20 protein-coding genes are annotated in these 18,989 nt (G+C 65.5%); 9 read left to right on the top strand and 11 right to left on the bottom strand.

The genetic code is table 11. The annotated features are described in order from the left end of the window. Positions 1-29 precede the first annotated feature (29 nt). Together AC51GR_RS09005 and AC51GR_RS09010 are read left to right on the top strand one after the other, a co-directional pair. Positions 30-2,111 carry a PhoX family protein gene (locus AC51GR_RS09005; RefSeq protein ID WP_496324291.1) on the top strand — a complete coding sequence of 694 codons (2,082 nt, stop codon included), beginning with the start codon at positions 30-32 and terminating at the stop codon, positions 2,109-2,111. Between the two features lie 223 nt (positions 2,112-2,334). Then, positions 2,335-2,508, top strand: coding sequence for a hypothetical protein (locus AC51GR_RS09010; protein WP_496324292.1), 174 nt, complete (start codon positions 2,335-2,337; stop codon positions 2,506-2,508). On the opposite strand, the gene AC51GR_RS09015 is transcribed toward AC51GR_RS09010, so the two are convergent. The 3 genes from AC51GR_RS09015 to ggh all read right to left on the bottom strand — a co-directional run bounded on the left by AC51GR_RS09015 (position 2,505) and on the right by ggh (position 5,540). Beyond that, the gene (locus AC51GR_RS09015) at positions 2,505-3,125 is read right to left on the bottom strand and encodes a TetR/AcrR family transcriptional regulator (protein ID WP_496324293.1); all 621 of its coding nucleotides are present in this window, start codon (positions 3,123-3,125) and stop codon (positions 2,505-2,507) included. The genes AC51GR_RS09010 and AC51GR_RS09015 overlap by 4 nt on opposite strands. 76 nt (positions 3,126-3,201) lie before the next feature. Then, entirely contained in the window at positions 3,202-4,146 is a 945-nt protein-coding gene (locus AC51GR_RS09020) for an alpha/beta hydrolase (RefSeq protein ID WP_496324294.1), read from the bottom strand. A 53-nt stretch (positions 4,147-4,199) separates the two neighbouring features. After that, entirely contained in the window at positions 4,200-5,540 is a 1,341-nt protein-coding gene (gene ggh, locus AC51GR_RS09025; RefSeq protein ID WP_496324618.1) for a glucosylglycerate hydrolase, read from the bottom strand. Between the two features lie 91 nt (positions 5,541-5,631). On the opposite strand from ggh, the gene AC51GR_RS09030 reads away from it, so the two are divergent. Next, a complete protein-coding gene (locus tag AC51GR_RS09030) occupies positions 5,632-6,312 on the top strand; it encodes an SDR family oxidoreductase (RefSeq protein WP_496324295.1) in 681 nt (226 codons plus the stop codon). Positions 6,313-6,321: 9 nt separating this feature from the next. On the opposite strand, the gene AC51GR_RS09035 is transcribed toward AC51GR_RS09030, so the two are convergent. Together AC51GR_RS09035 and AC51GR_RS09040 are read right to left on the bottom strand one after the other, a co-directional pair. After that, complete coding sequence (locus tag AC51GR_RS09035; RefSeq protein ID WP_496324296.1) at positions 6,322-8,127, bottom strand: penicillin-binding transpeptidase domain-containing protein; 1,806 nt, start codon at positions 8,125-8,127, stop codon at positions 6,322-6,324. Positions 8,128-8,201: 74 nt separating this feature from the next. Beyond that, on the bottom strand, positions 8,202-8,681 hold the full coding sequence (locus tag AC51GR_RS09040) for a MerR family transcriptional regulator (RefSeq protein ID WP_496324297.1): 480 nt from the start codon (positions 8,679-8,681) through the stop codon (positions 8,202-8,204). Positions 8,682-8,816: 135 nt separating this feature from the next. On the opposite strand from AC51GR_RS09040, the gene AC51GR_RS09045 reads away from it, so the two are divergent. After that, positions 8,817-9,542 carry an SDR family oxidoreductase gene (locus tag AC51GR_RS09045; RefSeq protein ID WP_496324298.1) on the top strand — a complete coding sequence of 242 codons (726 nt, stop codon included), beginning with the start codon at positions 8,817-8,819 and terminating at the stop codon, positions 9,540-9,542. Positions 9,543-9,576: 34 nt separating this feature from the next. Here the strand turns inward: AC51GR_RS09045 and AC51GR_RS09050 are convergent, their stop codons facing one another. Both AC51GR_RS09050 and AC51GR_RS09055 read right to left on the bottom strand, forming a co-directional pair. Beyond that, a complete protein-coding gene (locus AC51GR_RS09050) occupies positions 9,577-10,488 on the bottom strand; it encodes a serine hydrolase (protein ID WP_496324299.1) in 912 nt (303 codons plus the stop codon). Next, positions 10,485-11,363 (bottom strand): LysR family transcriptional regulator, encoded by an 879-nt coding sequence (locus AC51GR_RS09055; protein WP_496324300.1) that lies wholly within the window; start codon positions 11,361-11,363, stop codon positions 10,485-10,487. The genes AC51GR_RS09050 and AC51GR_RS09055 overlap by 4 nt, the downstream gene beginning before the upstream one ends. Positions 11,364-11,487: 124 nt before the next feature. Here AC51GR_RS09055 and AC51GR_RS09060 point away from each other — a divergent pair, with 124 nt between their 5' ends. Both AC51GR_RS09060 and fmdA read left to right on the top strand, forming a co-directional pair. Next, the gene (locus tag AC51GR_RS09060; protein WP_496324301.1) at positions 11,488-11,784 is read left to right on the top strand and encodes an FmdB family zinc ribbon protein; all 297 of its coding nucleotides are present in this window, start codon (positions 11,488-11,490) and stop codon (positions 11,782-11,784) included. A 12-nt stretch (positions 11,785-11,796) separates the two neighbouring features. Next, the gene (fmdA, locus tag AC51GR_RS09065) at positions 11,797-13,056 is read left to right on the top strand and encodes a formamidase (protein ID WP_496324302.1); all 1,260 of its coding nucleotides are present in this window, start codon (positions 11,797-11,799) and stop codon (positions 13,054-13,056) included. A gap of 13 nt (positions 13,057-13,069) precedes the next feature. Here fmdA and AC51GR_RS09070 read toward each other — a convergent pair whose 3' ends face one another. From AC51GR_RS09070 to AC51GR_RS09080, 3 genes are all read right to left on the bottom strand, one after another. Next, entirely contained in the window at positions 13,070-14,041 is a 972-nt protein-coding gene (locus tag AC51GR_RS09070) for an alpha/beta fold hydrolase (RefSeq protein ID WP_496324303.1), read from the bottom strand. Between the two features lie 4 nt (positions 14,042-14,045). After that, positions 14,046-14,420 (bottom strand): nuclear transport factor 2 family protein, encoded by a 375-nt coding sequence (locus AC51GR_RS09075; RefSeq protein ID WP_496324304.1) that lies wholly within the window; start codon positions 14,418-14,420, stop codon positions 14,046-14,048. Positions 14,421-14,530: 110 nt separating this feature from the next. Further along, positions 14,531-15,070: a Dps family protein gene (locus tag AC51GR_RS09080; RefSeq protein WP_496324305.1), complete on the bottom strand. Its 540-nt coding sequence runs from the start codon at positions 15,068-15,070 to the stop codon at positions 14,531-14,533. Between the two features lie 167 nt (positions 15,071-15,237). Between AC51GR_RS09080 and AC51GR_RS09085 the strand changes: the two genes are divergently transcribed. Next, a complete protein-coding gene (locus AC51GR_RS09085; protein WP_496324306.1) occupies positions 15,238-16,227 on the top strand; it encodes a hypothetical protein in 990 nt (329 codons plus the stop codon). A gap of 120 nt (positions 16,228-16,347) precedes the next feature. Here AC51GR_RS09085 and AC51GR_RS09090 read toward each other — a convergent pair whose 3' ends face one another. Continuing rightward, positions 16,348-17,619, bottom strand: coding sequence for an MFS transporter (locus tag AC51GR_RS09090; protein ID WP_496324307.1), 1,272 nt, complete (start codon positions 17,617-17,619; stop codon positions 16,348-16,350). Positions 17,620-17,947: 328 nt separating this feature from the next. On the opposite strand from AC51GR_RS09090, the gene msrB reads away from it, so the two are divergent. Then, a complete protein-coding gene (msrB, locus tag AC51GR_RS09095; RefSeq protein WP_496324308.1) occupies positions 17,948-18,406 on the top strand; it encodes a peptide-methionine (R)-S-oxide reductase MsrB in 459 nt (152 codons plus the stop codon). Then, positions 18,407-18,916, top strand: a complete 510-nt coding sequence (gene msrA / locus AC51GR_RS09100) for a peptide-methionine (S)-S-oxide reductase MsrA (protein WP_496324309.1) — start codon at positions 18,407-18,409, stop codon at positions 18,914-18,916. Positions 18,917-18,989: the final 73 nt, after the last annotated feature.

Raw genomic sequence — 18,989 nt, forward strand, 5'->3', positions numbered from 1 at the left:
TCGACGTCTGACTACCGAGGGGACATGCGGTGCGAATTCCGCTCACCATCACCACCAAGCACGAAGAAGCGTCTGCCCGTTCTCTGGTGACCTGCCATTACAAGTGCGGTGACGCCTGCTGGCATGAACCCCCCAACAGCAGCAACAACACCTACTTTCGGGACATCGCCCGCGGAGCCATCTCACGGCGTTCGGTCCTGCGTGGCTCGGCCGCCGCAGTGGTGGCGGTCGGCGCCACCTCGGCCCTGGCCGCCTGCGGTGACAACACCACGTCGACAGCCACGAGCAGCACCGCCGCCGGAACCGGTGTCGGAGCTGCGGCCCGGACCGGAACCACCGGGATGAACTTCGTCCCGGTCGCACCGAATGTCGAAGACGCCCTGGTGATCCCGCCGGGCTACGAACAGGCGGTGGTCATCAAATGGGGCGATCCGGTGTTGCCCGGTGCCCCCGACTTCGATTTCGACAATCAGACCGCCGCCGCCCAGGAGAAGCAGTTCGGCTTCAACAACGACTTCGCCGGGCTGATCCCCATCGACGGTCGGGCCGGGCACTTCTACCTGGTGGTCAATCAGGAGTACACGACCGAAGAATTCATGTTCTCCGGCTACCGGCCCAAAGAGCCCACCGAGCAACAGGCCCGGATCTCGATGGCAGCGCACGGGATCACGGTTGTCGAGGTCCGGGGTGAGAGTGGTTCCGGCAAGCTCACGCCCGTGGTCGGCGACCGCAATCGGCGGTTGACGGCGATGAGCCCGTTCACCCTGACCGGTCCGGCGGCCGGCAGCGAGTTCGTGAAGACTTCCGCTGATCCCGGCGGGACAACGATTCTCGGCACCATCGGCAACTGTTCCGGGGGCCTGACCCCGTGGGGCACGATGGTCTCCGGGGAAGAGAACTTCAACAACTACTTCACCGGCGCCGCATCGGTCACCGAACCGGTCGCCAAAGAGCGTCTCGAGCGCTACGGATTCGACGACGAAGACGACTACCACCAGTGGGGCCGCTACGAGACCCGGTTCGATCTGGCCCGAGAGCCCAACGAGGGCAACCGGTTCGGCTATATCGTGGAGGTCAACCCGCACGATCCGGAATCCACGCCGGTCAAGCATTCGTCCATGGGCCGGCTCAAGCACGAAGGCGCCAACATCTTCGTCACCGGCGACGGCACCGTGGTGGCCTACACAGGCGACGACCAGAAGTTCGAGTACATCTACAAGTTCGTGTCGGACAAGAAGGTTCAGCCCGGGCTCGGCGCCGCGGCGATGCGCCACAACATGAGCATCCTGTCGACCGGCACCCTGTACGTCGCCCAGTTGACGGGCGACGAACCCACATCGATCGACGGCAGCGGCGCACTGCCGTCGTCTGGGTCGTTCGCCGGTACCGGCACCTGGTTTCCCCTGTTGACGGTGACCGACGACGGCGCCCGCTCACGCGTCGCCGGCATGAGCGCCGAAGAGGTCGCAGTGTTCACCCGTCAAGCCGCAGACAAGGTCAACCCCACGAAAATGGATCGCCCCGAGGACATCGAGGCGCATCCGGTCACCGGCAAGGTCTACTGCGCGCTGACGAACAACAGCGATCGCGGCACCGCCGATGAGGCCGCGGCCGATGCACCAAACCCCCGCAACAAGAACAAGAACGGCCAGATCATCGAGATCACCGACGATCACGCGGGTACCACCTTCACCTGGGATCTACTGCTGGTCTGCGGCGATCCGGCGGCCGCCGACACCTATTACGGCGGCTTCGACAAAACTCGGGTCAGCCCGATCTCCTGCCCCGACAACGTGGCCTTCGATCCGCACGGCAACCTGTGGGTCTCGACCGACGGCAATGCCCTTGGCAACAACGACGGCCTGTTCGCGGTAGCGCTGTCAGGTGAGAACCGGGGCGAGACAAAGCAATTCCTCACCGTCCCGCGCAGCGCCGAGACCTGCGGCCCGATCATCGGGACCGACCGGGTCATCGTGTGCGTCCAGCATCCGGGTGAGGAGGACGGATACTCCGCCGACAAGCCGTATTCACACTGGCCCGACGGTGGTGACAGCCAACCCCGTCCGGCCGTGGTGTCGGTCTGGAAGACCGATGGTCAGATCGGCACCTGACGCCGCACCGTGGGGCCGGGACACCGGGCATCCTTCAAAAAAGCCGTCGCGAAAGCCTATCCACGCGGGCGTGGATGGGTTACGTTTCCATGGATCCGACGGGGAGGGATCTACGGGGTGGGAGCGTGTGTCCGGTGTGTGTCGACCGGGGCAGGGTTCGACGCGTGAATCGTCGCCCCGCACCGGGTCACACCATTGCCGACCAACCACGGAGCGAACCAACGTGTCAGAACAAGCGCAGGAACCCACCCGCATTCAGAAAATTCTCGGGGCGATCTTCATCAAGGCCTACCAGCTGAAGCAGAAGATCAAACCAGCCCCCACGCCGCCGGCCACACCCCCGGTCGAACCCGGCGCCACGCCTACGCCAAACCCCGAGACCACGACCAACCCCTAGGTGAAGAGTTTGGCCATCACGTCGCTCACCTGTGCGGCCAGGTAGTCCCCGGCAGAATCGTCGCCGCCCAGCCATCGGAACAGCGCCTGCTGAAACAAACCGTCGATCAGCGCGTAGGCCTGGGGTGGCTGCAGCGCCGGGGCTGCCTGGGCCAACTCTCCGTAGCGGGTGACCACCCGCCACGTCATGTCTTCGAGGCCCTGTTCGATCTCTCCGACCGCGGACCGGAAGCGCTCGTCGAACAAGCTCTGCGCCCGCATGTCGTACCAGAGCCGATGCATCGACGCGTCCACGATCACGGTGTCCTTCAGCGCCGCGGCGAACCGGACGGACAGGTCGGCCGCACTGGTGGCCGCTTCGACGGCCGCGTCATATCGGGTCACGCATTCGACCTTGTATTCGCGGACGACAAAGATCATCAGTTCGTTCTTGTCCGCGAAATAGTAGTGCAGGACGCCGTGCGTGAAATCCGAATCATTTGCGATGTCGCGCAGACTCGTGTTGGCGTAACCACGTCGGGCAAGTGTCGCCAGAGCAGATTTCGCCAGTTCCCGGCGGCGGTCCCCGAACTTGTCCGGATGCCGATCACCGCGCGGTTTCCTCGTTGGCGTACTCATCACCCGGGATTCTATGACCGCCGGACCCCGGCAATCAATTGTTCATCCGCCGGTCAAACAATTCACGATAAATCCTTCACGTGTCGTGGCGGAGATATTCGATGATCAACTCCCCCACCTCCACGGGCTTCTCGAGATGCAGGAAGTGACCGGCATCCGGCACGACGCGGACTCGACCACCCGGCACCAGGACCTTGCCGGCACGGTCGGCGAACCCGGCCTGCATGCACCCGTCGTCGGCGCCATGCAGATACAGCAGTGGTGTGAGCGGCTTGCCGAAAGCGGCCGCCTGCATGCGGCGATACCGATCGGCGCTGCGCCCCGGTCGCAGCGTCGCCCGGTAATAGCCGAGCACTGCGGCGCGATGCTCCCGATTCGGTAGGGCGGCAAAGACCTGCGGCAGATCTTCACCGGCGTCGTAGCCCGGTGACCAGCGACGCCACAGCAGCGGGATCAGCCGATCGAGGCTGCGCTCCGACAGCCGCGGCAACTGGACGAACATCATGTACCAGCTCATGAACAGCTGGCGGCCGAGCAGCTTCATCAGCCCGGCGGTGTCGCCGGACGGCGACGTGAAGGCGCCGACCGGCGGCACCGACATCGACACCACCGCCGCGAACGGGGAATCCCCGTATGCGGCAAGACCGTTGGAGGTGAGTGCGCCCCAGTCGTGGCCGATGACCACCGCGCGGTTGTCCGCCTCGAGAAGGCGATGGATCTCGACCGCATCGGACATCAGCGCACCCACGTGGTAATCACCGTCCGCCGCGACCGTCGACGGCGCATAGCCCCTGGTGAAAGGCGCCACGACCCGGTATCCCTCGGCCGCCAACCGTGGACCGAGATGTCGCCAACTGTAGGCGGTGTCCGGAAAACCGTGCAGGCACAGTGCAAGTGGACCGTCGGGCGGCCCCCAGGCAAAGGCGGTGAGCGTGACCGCCGGCAACTCGAGGGTGATCACGTCGGCGCCGGCGGGAGCGGTCACCCGTGAGGGCGACGGCGGGTCGACTTGAGAGGCCATCGGATCACTCAATCGGACAACGGCCGTGGTGTCCAGACCCACCAGGCAATTTTTCAGTCGAGCCAGTCCAGGACCGCGGCCGCCGTCCACGACTGCTGCATGCTGCCCAGCGGCGCACCGGTGAACGGCTCGTAATACTCGGCGAAAGATCCGTCCTGTGTCTGCCGCAGCCCTTCTTCGCGAAGACGTGCCGACCGCTCGGGCCAGCCGCGCTGGGCAAAAGCCCACGAGAACAGCCACGTGATCACCGGCCAGACCGGCCCGCGCCAGTACTCCCGCGGTTTGAAGTCCACCGAAATCGGTGACGTGGACGGCGGCACCGCATATTTCAGATCCGGATGACCACAGAAGCGCGGGCCCTCGAACAGACGCAACAGGGCCCGTTCACGATCCCGCGGCAGACCACCACAGAGCAACGGCGCGAACATGGCGATGGTCTCGGTATTGATCCAGCGGTCCGCACGGATGTCGAAATCCCGTGCCGCGCCGTTGCGTTCCGACGTCGAGGCGGCCACACCGGAACGGAAGCGGTCGGACCAGGCCCGCAGGTCGCGGACGTCGGCGAGCGGTTTGGAATAGTCCTCGCCGATCGTGGCCAGGACGTCGCAGGCGACCGCAAAGATTGCGCTGACGAACACGTCCTCGATCGCGAAACTCATCACCTCGGGCAGAATCGCGTCGTCGTAGTTGGCGCGCTTCATCTGTTCGACCAGCCACAGATACCGGTCGTATTCGATGTCGGTGGGACGCATCGACGCGTCGGCGCCGTGCGACAGGTCCGCCCGCGTATACGGCGGGAGATCCACCCCCGGAAGCACATTGTTGTAGGCCGCATCCCACCGCGGGGAATTGTCCATCCCCGACTCCCAGCCGTGATAGAGGGTGATCCGGCCGCGCCCCTTCGGATCCCGTGCGTGCGCCAGCCACCGATGCCAGCGCACCAGGTCACCCCAGCGCCGGTCGAGGAACTCTTCGGCCACCGACCGGGTGGTGCGGCCCTGCCGCCGCGAATGATCGAGGATCCGCTGGACCGCGATCGCATGCACCGGCGGCTGCGTGATGCCGGACGTGTGCGGCGCCCGCGGCGCATTGAACGCCAGTTCGGAGCATTCCCAGCGGGCGGGCCCGGGGAAGTAACCATCGCGCCCGTTGGCGAACACGATGTGCGGGATCATCCCGTTGCCCCATTGCGCCGAGAGCAGGGTGTCCATCTCGACCACCGCCCGCTCGACACTCAGCGGAGCCAGACCCACCGTGACAAAGGCGGCATCCCAGCTCCACATGTGCGGGTAGAGGCGCGGCGCCGCGCTGGTCATCGTCCCCAGATCATTGCCGCGCAGAAGGTACGCCGCGCGGGCGGACAGCTGTGTGTTCGTGAAGCCGGAGTATCCCACGCTGAACATTCTGGCCCCCCACCTCCATTCGCGCCCGGTCTGGTCGCCCGACCCCTCGGGCGCCCGGCCCGTCGGCACTAAGGTTGAGGTCATGCCAACCGCGTTGATCACCGGCGCCAGCCGCGGGCTGGGAGCGGCCATCGCCCGCCAACTCGCCCCCACCCATGACCTGCTGCTCGGCGGCCGGCCTTCCACCGAACTGGACGACATGGCGTTGTCACTGGACGGTGCGAGCACCTGGCCGGTCGAGCTGACCGATCCCGACGAGATCGCTGCCGCCACCGAGGCGATCAGCTCGCTCGACGTGCTGGTGCACAACGCGGGGGTGATCAGCTGGGGCACCGTCGAGGAATCACCCGCCGACGAGTGGCGCCGGGTCCTCGAGGTCAACCTCATCGCCGCCGCCGAACTCACCCGGCAGCTGCTGCCCGCCCTGCGCAACGCCGGCGGTCATGTGGTGTTCATCAATTCCGGTGCCGGTCAGCGGGTCAACCCGGGCTGGGGCGTCTACGCGGCCAGCAAGTTCGGCCTGCGCGCACTGGCCGACGCGGTCCGGATCGAAGAACCCGCCCTGCGGGTGACATCGATCTTCCCGGGCCGGATCGACACCGACATGCAGGCCGAGCTGGTGGCCATGGAGGGCGGCATCGACTACGACGGGACCCGCTACCTACGCCCCGAAACCGTGGCCGCGGCGGTGGTCGCCGCCATCCACACCCCGGTCGACGCCCACCCGCAGGAGATCGTGCTCAAGCCCACCGGTCGTCGCTGACGCGGGGTCTCAGCCCTCGGCGGCCGGCCGCAGGAAGTCGCCGGCCACCGCCACCGCCGGACCCGAGCTGTCTCCACCGACCACCAGCGAGGCGAAGGCGATGTCACCGCGGATGCCCGCGAACCAGCCGTGCGCGTCGGTGTTGTCGCCGTACTCCGCGGTGCCGGTCTTACCGCCGAGCCCGTCGATGTCGGCCAGCGACGATGCGGTGCCCGACGTCACGGTTTCCCGCATCATCGCCCGCAACGCCGTGACCACATCGGGGTCGAGCGGCGGTGGCGTCTTGTCCGAGGTGGTCTGCTCACCGGCCACCAGGCCCGGCGCCACCAGCGACCCATTGCCCAGGCTCGCTTCGGCCACCGCCAGACCGAACGGCGAGACGGTGACACCGCCCTGCCCGATCCCGTTCTCCACCCTGCGCGCCGGCGTATCCGCGGCGCCGACCTTCCCGGTGACCGTGGTGATACCGGGAACCACGAAGTCCACACCGATCCCGAACTGTTCGGCAGCGGCCGGCAACGCACCGGCACCCAGCCGGTTCGACAGCGTGGCCATCGTGGTGTTGCACGAGCGGGAGAAGGCTGTGCTGAGCGGGACCGAACCCAGATCGAACTCGTCTTCGTTCGGGATGGTCCGTCCCTCGATGGTCGCGCGGCCCGGACAGGGCAGTTGCGTCTGCGGCGTCACCGCACCCGACGTCAACGCGGCCGCCGTCGTCACGGTCTTGAACGTCGAGCCGGGCGGGTACAGCCCGGTCAGCGCGATCGGACCCTCCTTGTTCGCCGCATCGTTCTGTGCCACCGCGAGTATCCCTCCGGTCGACGGCGAGATAGCCACCAGCACCGCCGGTTTGGTCTGCGACGACACGGCCTGCTGGGCAAGCATCTGCAATCGCAGGTCCAGTGTCAGCCCGATCGGTTCGACCTGTTGCGGGAGAACACTCTTGAGTTGATCGACGCTGTTGCCGTCACCGTCGACGATCCGGACCGACCACCCGGCCCCGGCCGAGATCCGCTCATTCCAGATCTCTTCCATCCCGGCCAGCACGGGCGAGCGCAGTCCACGTTCGACGGTGAGCAGTTTCCCCTGCTCCGCGACCTCGACACCGTTGATCGAATCAAGCTGTTCGCGAACCCTTTCCAGATCATCTGCCCGCAGCGTCGCGACGGTGACGGTCGGTCCGCCCTGGCCCTTTGCCACGGTCCGGATCGACGCATCGGTGATCGACGGGTCGATCCCGCCCAGCACCCGCGCCAGCGCTGCCGAACCCTCACCGAGTGCCGCCTGATCCAACGTGATCACACCGACCGTCTGCCAGGTCATCAACTCAGCGCCGGATCGGTCGACGACCGGGGTGAGCAACTCCTTGTCGTCGGAGTACTGGAAGTATGTTCCGGGTCGTAAGTTGCTGTGCAACAGGGCCGGTGACCACTCCAGCCGCCTGCCGTCGTCGGTCTCCACCGATCGGCCGATGGTCTCATACGTCAGATCTCTACCCGGCCCGAATGTCCACGTCATGGTCAGTCGGCCGTCCCCACCGTCGGATTCCACGTCTCCGACCGCAACATCGACCTCGGCCTCGTCCCCGAGGCGGCTGTACATGTCCCCGATCGCCACCCTGGCGGTCGCCGGATCGGTGGTCTGATCAGCCGCCTCGGCCACATCCTTCTTCTCCAGCGCCGACGCGAAGGCCTCGAAGCTGCTCTCCGGATCGTCCCCGGACTGACCGCAGGCCGCCACCACCAGCGCCACGACCAGCACCACCGCTGCTGTCATCCATCGTTTACCCGGCCGAGTGCGCTCATCAATACTCATTGCCCGCGAACTCAACCATCCCGGCGCATCGCCCACAAGGTCGCAACACTCCGCCGGGCGATAGCGTTCTGCTATCACCGCAGTTCGGCCCCACCCCTGGCGTCGTCAAGGACCACTGGCCGCGCCCGATCCGGGAGCTGGACAACGGTGGTGGCGCCGGCAGCGTCGTATGGCAACCAAGGGGTCTCGCGGAGGGCGGGGCAATGTTCAGGGGTTGGGTTGTGCGCGATATCGATCATCCGGTCGAGGGCATCGCGTGCGGCAGCCAGATCTGCCATCGCGGCGCTGATGCGGTCGCGTTCTGCGGCGAGGAGCTCGAAGCCCTCGGGGGAGGCCTGGCCGGTGTCGACACAGGGCAGCAGCTGCAGGATCGTTCGACTCGACAGACCGGCGGTAAAGAACTGCTGGATCAACTTCACCCGCTCGACGGCTGACTCCGGATATGTGCGCTGGCCACTGGAAGTACGTTCAGAAGCAAGAAGACCCTGCTCCTCGTAGTAACGGAGAGCTCTCGTGCTGACTCCTGTGCGGCGTGCGACATCGCCTATCCGCATCCCGTGCGCCTCCTCTGAAATGGGCTATCCCGTTCGCCGACTTGCCCTTCACGTCAACGTCAGGTTTTAGAGTAGCCGAAGTCGGGCCGGATACGACCCGATGACCACACCGATCTCCCAGAAAGCAAGGCCCCCATGGACATCACTGATCAGATCGCCCTCGTCACCGGAGCCAATCGTGGCATCGGCCGGCAATTCGTGCTCGAGTTGCTCGACCGTGGCGTGAGCAAGGTGTACGCGACGGCCCGCAGCACGGCGACCCTCGATTTCGACGACAAGCGGGTGGTGCAGTTGCGACTCGACCTGACCGACCATCAGTCCGTCGCCGCGGCCGCCGCCGCCGCGCCGGATGTAACCCTCCTGGTCAATAACGCCGGCATCGCGACCGGCGCGCCGCTGGTCACGGGCGACCTGTCCGAGATTCGCCGGGAGATGGACACACATTTTTGGGGAACACTCGGCGTGATCCGGGAATTCGCCCCGGTCCTCGCCGCACACGGTGGTGGTGCGATCGTGAACGTACTGTCTGCCCTGTCCTGGTTCGCCGCCCCCGGCACCGGTTCGTATTCCGCTGCCAAAGCAGCTGAATGGAACATGACCAACGGCGTGCGCCTCGAGCTCGCCGCTGCGGGCACTCTCGTACAGGGGGTCCTCCTCGGTGCTGCCGACACGGACATCTCGGCCGGCTACGACGGGCCCAAGATCGATCCCCGCGACGTGCCCCGTCGCTCACTCGAAGGCCTGGTCGACGGCTCGATCGAGGTGATCGTCGACGACTGGACCGCGATGGTGAAGGCGTCACTGGCCGGAGACCCTGCCGCGTTCTACGAGCAGATGACCGAACTCCTCACCGCGAGCTGACCAGCGCAGCAGGCACTTCGCCTCGCAGTGACAGTCAGACAAGTGGGCTCCGGACCTCCGTCACCGCGATCCTGGCGGCCCGTCCGATCGCGGCCTCCACCGTCGGGAGTGACATCTCCGATCGGGCGGCATGGGTGAACACGGCGACCGCGATCGGATGCTCGCCGGGGTATTCGACCACCGCAACCTCATTGCGGATGGCACCGAGTGTTCCGGTCTTGCCCGCAATGGTTGCCACCCCCAGCGGGAATCCCGACGAGATGCGTTGCTGCCACGCCTGTTTACGCATGGTCTTGCGGATCAGGTCGCACATCGCCGGCGAGGCCACCCGGTCGTCCCAGATCAATTCGAGTAGTCGGGTGGCCTCACGTGGTGTGGTGGCACTGGCCAACGCTGGGTCGTACGCGCTGATGGTGTCGTCACGGTCGATGTTCGCCAACGCCGAAAAGGCCTCGGAGACCGTGTCCGCCCCGGTCTCGGCCACGAGTTGTTGCTGCAACTGAGCCATTCCGCCGACCACTCGGGTCCCCTCCAGGCCGACCGACTCGAGTACCTCCCGAACCGCGGCCAGTCCGACCTCGGCGAGGATCACGTCGGCGGCAGCGTTGTCCGAGACCACCATCATCTGCACGGCCAGGTCACGCCAACTCAACGTGATCGGATCGTGCAGCGCCGCAATGCCGGTCGGTCCGGCCGCACAACTGCGCGGATCCACGGTGACGGTCGCGGCCAGGTCGAGCTCACCGCGGTCCGATTTCCGACACAGTGCCACCATCAGCGGCAGTTTGTACACCGACGCCATCACCACCGGATCGTCTGCATCCCAGACGAACTCACGGGAAGGCGCCCGACCGATGGTCCGGGCGTGCACCCAGCCCGCGCAGCCGGCGTCGGCGAAGGTCTCCCCGATCCGGGACCGGGCCGTCGCGACATCCTGCGCGGTCACCGGGAGAGTTTCCACAACGCCGATTCGACCGCGTCGATCGCCACCTGATCGGCTCCCGGACGCCGCACGACCAGCAGTCGCAGGGGAACGTCCTCCCGGATCATCGGCACCAGCCTGATGCCGGCGATGTGCTGGAGGTGATCTTCATCCACCGCCAGCGCGAAGGCCTGACCGCCCGCCACGGCCGCGATGGCCTCACCCGCGGTCCGGACAGGCAGGACGTCGACGTCGAGCCCGCGGACATGGAGTGTGTCGAGGAGCAGGTCGACGGCGGGCGGGTTCGCGGCCCGGGGCACATGCGCCAACGCCAGCGAAGCGAGCATGCGCACCGAAGGCCGCGTCGCCGTCGTCACCGGATGACCTTGCGGAACCATGAATGTCCGATCGATGCGGACCGCGGAACCCGCCTCCAGATCGTCACGGACACAAGGATGCTCGACCACGGCGAAATCGAGCAGGCCCTTCCGCACGTCCGCGACCAGTTCCGCGACCGTGCCGGTGACCATCCGATGTCCCCGATCGGGTCCCAGTCCGGCGAGGGCCATCGAACAGCGAGCCGCGATCGCCGGGTCCAGGTCGGAGGGCAATCCGCATCGCAGGACGTCCCGGTGCTCGCGTAATCGCCGGGCTTCCCCGGCAAATCGTTCGGCGTCATCGACCAATACCCGGGCACGGGGCAGGAGTTCACGTCCGGCACCGGTGAGCACAGCTCCCTGTGGTCCCCGGCGGATGAGTTCGACACCGAGTTCCTTCTCCAGGCGTCGCAACCCCTGGGACACCGGGGGTTGTGTCATCTCCAGGCGTGCGGCCGCATGGCCGAAATGTCCCTCTTCGGCCACCGCCACGAAGAACCTCAGGTGTCGGACCAGATCCATACCCACCACTGTGACATCTTTCGGCGACCACAGGCATTTGCACGGTCGAGCCCCGGCGAGGAGTGCGATCTGCGTGTAATGATGGTCCGGCAGCCGTTTCACCCCCGAGTGACGGGAGGGCAGTATGCCCACGTATCAATTTCGCTGCCAGTCCTGCGGCGACTTCGACCGCCACTATTCCCTCGCCGATCTACCCGCCGAGTCATCTTGTCCCCGCTGCGAATCGACGTCGCGGCGGATGATCACCACAGTCGGCCTCACCTCCGGCAGATCCCCGTCGATGCGTGTCCTGGATGCGACGAAACGCAGTGCCTCCGAACCGACTGTCGTGAACGGTCCGCTTCCCTCGCCCCGGCAACCTGCGCCACGGCGTCGAGCCGTGTCCACCGACCCCCGGCATTCCACCCTGCCCCGACCCTAGGGAGATCAGCTCATGCCTGACGTGGTGTTTCCGCTCGACTCCACCAAGAAGTTCACCGAACAGCAGTTGTTGGGCCACAACCGTTGGCATCACGCGATCCCGCCCGCGGTCACCGTCAAACCGGGTGAGAGCTTTCGCGTCCATTGCCGGGAATGGTTCGACGGGGCCATCGAGAACAACGACTCGGCCGAAGACATCCTCAACGCACCACTGACCACGGTCCACACCTTGAGTGGACCCATCGCGGTCGAGGGTGCCAAGCCCGGGGATCTGCTGATCGTCGACATCCTCGACCTCGGCCCCATCCCGCAAGAGGATTCGGGACCGCTGGCCGGCCAGGGCTGGGGTTACACCGGGATATTCCCAACCGACAACGGTGGCGGCTTCCTCACCGAACAGTTCCCCGATGCGTACAAGGCGGTCTGGGACTTCTCCGGCCAGACCGCCACCTCACGTCACATCCCGGGTGTCGGCTTCACCGGCATCGTTCATCCCGGGCTGATGGGAACCGCGCCCTCGAAAGAACTCCTGGGAACCTGGAACACCCGCGAAGCAGCCCTGATCGCAACCGATCCCGACCGGGTGCCACCGCTGGCACTGCCACCGGAACCCCGAGATGCCATTCTCGGAAGCCTGACCGGCGATGAATTCGCCTCTGCGGCAGCCGAAGCCGCGCGAACCGCACCACCCCGGGAGAACGGCGGCAATCAGGACATCAAAAACCTCACCAAGGGCACCCGCGTCTTCTATCCCGTCTTCGTGGACGGCGGCAACCTTTCCGTCGGTGACCTGCATTTCAGCCAGGGAGACGGTGAGATCACCTTCTGTGGCGCCATCGAGATGGGTGGTTTCATCGATCTCCGCGTCGACATCCTCCGCAATGGCATGACCACCTACGGGGTGGGCGAGAACGCAATCTTCATGCCCGGCAACACCGACCCGCAGTATTCACAGTGGCTGGCGTTCTCGGGCACCTCGGTCACCCTCGACGGTCAGCAGCGTTACCTGGACTCACATCTGTCGTATCAGCGCGCCTGCCTGCACGCGATCGACTACCTGACCAAGTTCGGGTATGCGCCCGAACAGGCCTATCTGCTCCTCGGCGCCGCACCCATCGAAGGACGGTTGTCCGGTGTGGTCGACATACCCAATGCCTGCGCCACCGTGTACCTCCCGACCGCGATCTTCGACTTCGACATCACACCCGGGCCCAACGGCCCGACCCAGATCGATCCCGGCATCGGTGCACCCCACGCGAGTCGCGACGGGTGAGGGTGTCGCGGACTCACCAGTCGAGGTCGACAGCGAACTCGACCAGCGCGGCGCTGACCTCCTGGGCGCATTCCATCTGGATGAAATGCCCGGCGCCCTGATAGATTTCGACCCGCTGCAGCCGAGGCATCATCTCCCGCATTCGGGTGATGGCCTTCGTTCCTGTCATCGTCAGCACGGGATCGTTGCCGCCACAGAGAAACATCGCGGGCACATCGAGACTGCGCGGCCGCATGGCCTGTTGCTCCCAATTGAGGTCGGCGGCACGGTACCAATTCAATCCACCGGTGAAACCTGCTTCGCCATAAGCACTTTCGTAGATGTCCACGTCAGTGGCCGTCAGCCACGCCCACGGCAGTGGCGGCGCCTGCGGTAACGCGTCGAGATATCCGACCCTGGTGCCCCCGCGACCACTCGGGTGCTGCCAGATGTCGAGGTAGCGATAGGCCCCCGAGAGGGCGTGATGGATGCGGTGCAGAAACTCTCGGGGTGCCGCATCGAGTTCGGCATCGGCGAGTCCGGGCTGCAGGAAGTACTCGAAATGGAAGAAGTGGTTCTGCGCCATGGCGGTGAACGCATCGGACGGCTTTATCGGAAGCCGGTCCGGTGAGTACGGCATCGCCATCAGGACCAGTCCCGCAATGCGCAAGGGATGTGTGAGCGCCAGGGTCCACGCCGTGGGTGCCCCGAAATCGTGGCCGACCACCACCGCGCGATCGACGTCCAACGCGTCGAGCAGACCGATCAAGCGCCGACCGACCGACGTATACGTGTACTCACCGATCGTCGCCGGCGCGGTGGTTGCGCCGTATCCGGGCATGTCCGGGGCGATCACCTGGAACCCGGCGCTCACCAGCGGCTCGACCTGGTGACGCCAGCTGTACGCCAGACCCGGAAAACCGTGGCAGAGCAGGATCACCGGCCCGGAACCCTCATCGATGAGGTTCCAGTCGAAACCGGCGACCGTCACTCGTCGATAGCGCACGAAACTAGAGTTGCTGCAGGTCCTCGGGCCGCCAGACCGCTCGCATCGTCTTGATCTTGCCGTCGTCGTCGAACACCATGATGTCGACCGGGGTGATCTTGAACGACATTCCCGCGGTCTCGGTGATCAACGTGAACTCGAAGACCGCGGTGTCCCCCGCGATCTTGGTCCAATGCAGTTCTGCGGTGGCCTTGTCCATCGCCGCGATCACGCCGTAGAACTCGATCAGCGACTCACGGGTGTTCCGGATGTCGGCGCCGATCGGATCCTCGACGGATGCGCCGTCGGCGTAGAGATCTGCGACCTGTTCCGGCGTTCCGTTCGCAACCAGGTCGACATACGATTCGACAACCTTTTGCAACTCCTCGACACTCGCCATCTGGCGTCTCCCCTCGAATTAGTAGAACGTGTTCTAGTTCGAGGCAGCACAATACCCCGCCGGCAACCTGTGCCGACGGGGTATTGGAGAGTCCGGTCTCAAGTGGCCGGTCAGCGACTCTGGTCAGCGGCAGCAGCGTTGGTCTTTGCGCCGGCATTGGCCAACTCGCCCGCAGCGTTCTCGAGGTGCGCCCGGACGAACCACTGGAACTTCTCGAGTTCAGCGGTCTGGCCGATCAGGATGTCCTCGGTGATCGGGTCGATCTCACTGGCGACCTTGATCGCCTCGCGATGCGAGGTGATGAAACCGACGTACACCAGGTCGAGCGCACCGAGATGGGCCTGGACGGTGTCGCGACCGACGGAGTAGTCCTTCCAGGAGCGGTCTTCCTCGATCGCCTTGGCGGTGCCGTTGGGCGATCCGCCCATCGTCGCGATTCTCTCGGCGAGTGTGTCCGCGTAGCCGCGCACGAGGTCGACCTGCGGGTCGATCATCTCGTGAACGCCGATGAAGTTCGGTCCGACCACGTTCCAGTGAATGTGCTTGAGAGTCAGGTGCAGGTCGTTGAATGCGCTGAGGCGTTCCTGCATGACTGCGATCAATTTCTTTGTGGCCTCATCCGAGAGACCCGGTGCTGTGAATGTAGTCATGACCATGGTGTGCCCAGCAGACGTAACTTTCAAACGTCGGGGCGAACCGCTCGACTCACCACACGCCGGTCAACCGAGTCCCGATGTCCTTGACACCCCATACCCATTGGGATTGGGTCAACTGAACACTTAGTGCCCAAGTCCGATAGACATCGAAGGATTGCGAAATGACGCAGAACCCACCCCCGCCCGGAGACGAACCCGGCGTTCCTCTCGGGAAGAATCCGGGGCAGCCCGAACCGCCGCAGGGCGGTCAATACCCACCACAGGGCGGCTATCAGTCCCCGCAAGGCGGCCAGTACCCGGCGCCCGGCAGTTACCAGCCTCCGCAGGGCGGCCAGTACCCGCCGCAAGGTGGATATCAGCCCCCGCAGGGCGGCCAGTCCTATCCACCGCCCCCGGCAGGTGGGCACTACCCGCCGCCGCAGGGTGGTTACCAGTCTGCGGGTGGCTTTCCGCCACCACCTCCGGTGGGCCAGTACGCACCGCAGGGTGGCGGATACCCCGCGAGTGGCGGCTTCGGGCCGCCGCAGCTGTCCGTCGGTGCGGCGATCAACTACGGCTGGGAAAAGTTCAAGGCCAACGCCGGCCCCTGGATCGCGATCTGCCTGCTGGCGTTCGTCGTCAGCCTCGTCGTCCAGTTCGCATTCTCCGGCTTCAGTTTCAACACCGACTCGTGGCTCCTGAGCCTGCTCGGTAGCCTGGCCTCGTTTGTCGTCACCACGATCTTCAAGGCCGCCGTCACCAACGGCGCCCTGGCCGAACTCGATGGTCAGCGCCCCAACATCAACGCGTTCTTCAACTTCAGGAACCTGGGCGTGGTGTTCATCGTCGCCATCGTCGTGGGCATCATCACCTGGATCGGCTTCATCCTGCTCATCATCCCGGGCCTGATCATCATGTTCCTGACCTGGTACGCGCTGACTTTCGCAATCGACCGCGACATGGACGCGATGACCGCGATCAAGGCGAGCTTCGAACTGACCTCCAAGAATGTCGGTCCGCTGTTCCTGCTGGCACTTGCCTGCGTCGGCCTGAACATCGTGGGCGCCCTGCTGTGTGGCCTGGGGTTGCTCGTCACCGTCCCGCTCACGCTCATCGCGAGCACCTACGCCTATCGCGTCCTGACCGGAGGCGTTGTCTCACCCGCAGGCTAGTTACGGTGAGGCGGGCCCACCCGTGGTTCGCACCAGCCCGATATCGGCGCAATTCTGCGCCGGTATCGGGCTTTTTGGTCCCGGGACCCCGGACTGCTCGACGTCGAAGTGATAGAACCGTCAGTTGGTTGGCGGCGCAGCGGTGGGCGCGGGCACCGAGATCTCCATCGTGCGCGCGGCTGCTTCCCGGCGCGCCCGCCCGCGATAGACCAGGACACCCCCCATCGCGAAGATCCAGACGGCGAACTGCACGGTCCACGCGACCCGGAACGAGTCGAACGAGTAGCCGCCCATCGCGCCGATGATGCTGCCCATCACCTGCATCACCACCATCGACACCAGGAACCCACCCATGTTGACCAGGCCCTGCGCGGTGCCCAGCACCGCGCCCGGGTTCGAGGTCCGGGCGAAGTCGAAGCCGATCACCGATCCGGGGCCGCCGACCGAGATGACCACCACCAACAGCATCAGCAACCACATCGGCGCCCGGGTCGGGAGCAGTAACACCGCCGCCCAGACCACCGCATTGCTGCCCATGATCACGAGCACCAGATCCGACCGCCGCTTCGGATAGCGTCCGGAGTACACCCCGATCAGGATTCCGGCGACGATGATGACACCGACCGAGACCGTCAGGATTCCGCCTGCGGTCTCCTTCGAGAGCCCCTGAGCAGCGGTCAGATACGGGATGCCCCACATCAGCGAGAACACCGTGATCGAGAACTGGGTCCCCATGTGGGTGAAGAATCCCAGTTTGGTCCCGGACCGCGACCACACCGTCTTGACGCCCGCCAACGTCACGCGCAGCGAGGTCCGCGGCACGGCCGTCTCGGTTCCGGCCGGGGCGTTTCGGACGACCGCCACCGTCAACACCACCGAAAGCACCCCGAGGGCCGCGGCCGACATGTACGCCCGTGTCCAGCCCTGGGCATCGAGCAGCATCAGGAATGGCACCGCGGACAACACCTGCCCGAACTGTCCGCAGATCCCGGTGAACTGGGTGACCAGCGGTACCCGGCGCGGGGTGAACCACCGCGGGACCAACCGCAGTACCGAGATGAACGTGAACGCGTCGCCGATCCCGACCAGGACCCGAGCCGCGATGGCGACCGGCAGGTCGTCGGTCAGCGCCATCGTCATCTGTCCGGTGACCAGGATCAGCCCACCGGTCGCGAGCATCGCCCGCGACCCGAAGCGGTCCAGCAACAGGCCGGCGGGCACCTGCGCGAGCGCGTAGACCGTGAGCTGCAACACCACGAACGTCGAGAGCACACCGGGTGCCGCCGAAAACCGGTCGGCAGCATCGAGCCCGGACACACCGAGGGTGGTGCGGGCGAGGATGGCCACCACATAGGCGAATACACCTGTCGCCCAGACCACCCATGAGCGCACAGATATCCCTTTCCCACGTTCGGTCCCGGCTTTCAAGCATGGTCCCATTCGAATCGGCCCCGACATCCGGCCCGAGCGGCCGCGCGCACGAAGGCCCATGAGTGATGATGGAGGAACTGCCCGGCCCTTTCCCATCTGGGTGCTGATCGTGGCGCTCACCGGTTTTTCGGTGTTCCCGGTTGTCCTGGGTCTGCAAACACGCTGACGCGGCGCCCGGGGGCGAAGGAACACCCCGCCCTCACCCGTCGTTGTACGTACAGAACTCCGCCGAATCCTGCCGATGTCAGACGCCGGCAGCCGGCTGTGAGAAATACAAAGGAGAGTCCACGTGTCGCATGAATACCGCAAAGATCCCGACGCCGTTGCGCGCCTGAACCCGGCGCAGTTCGCCGTCACGCAGGAATCGGCCACCGAGCCGGCCTTCCGCAACGAATTCTGGGACAACCACGAAGCCGGCCTCTACGTCGACATCGTCTCGGGCGAACCCCTGTTCACCTCGACCCAGAAGTTCGACAGCGGCTGCGGCTGGCCCAGTTTCACCACCCCGATCGAGCCGGCAAACGTCGTAGAGAAGAGTGACACCACCCATGGGATGGTCCGCACCGAGGTGCGTTCGGCCCATGGCGACAGCCACCTCGGCCACGTCTTCAACGACGGACCCATCGCCGAAGGCGGTCTGCGTTACTGCATCAACTCGGCCGCGCTTCGCTTCATCCAGGTCGCCGACCTGGAGAAGGAAGGCTACGGCGAGTATCTCGAGCTGTTCACCACCGAGGAGGCGAAGTAGATGAGCGAAAAGGCGATACTGGCCGGCGGATGCTTCTGGGGCGTGCAGGACCTGGTCCGCAAACTGCCCGGCGTTCTCTCGACGCGGGTCGGATACACCGGCGGCGATGTCCCGAACGCGACGTACCGGAACCACGGCACGCATGCCGAGGCCCTGGAGATCGAGTTCGATCCGGAACAGATCAGCTACCGCGATCTGCTCGAGTTCTTCTTCCAGATCCATGACCCGTCGACCAAGAACCGACAGGGCAACGACGTCGGGGCCAGCTACCGGTCGGCGATCTTCTACACCGACGACGAGCAGAAGCAGGTGGCGCTGGACACGATTGCCGACGTCGACGCGTCGGGACTGTGGCCGGGCAAGGTCGTCACCGAGGTGACCCCGGCCGGCGACTTCTGGGAGGCAGAGCCCGAACACCAGGACTACCTCCAGCGGATCCCCAACGGCTACACCTGTCACTACGTCCGACCGGGTTGGAAACTGCCCCGTCGAGCACAGACCACCAGCTAGATCGCAGACTCACCAAAGCCCTCGCCCGACTCCGGTCGTGCGGGGGCTTTGACTTTCCCAACAGGAAAGTAGA

This window comes from Williamsia sp. z71 (assembly GCF_059553375.1).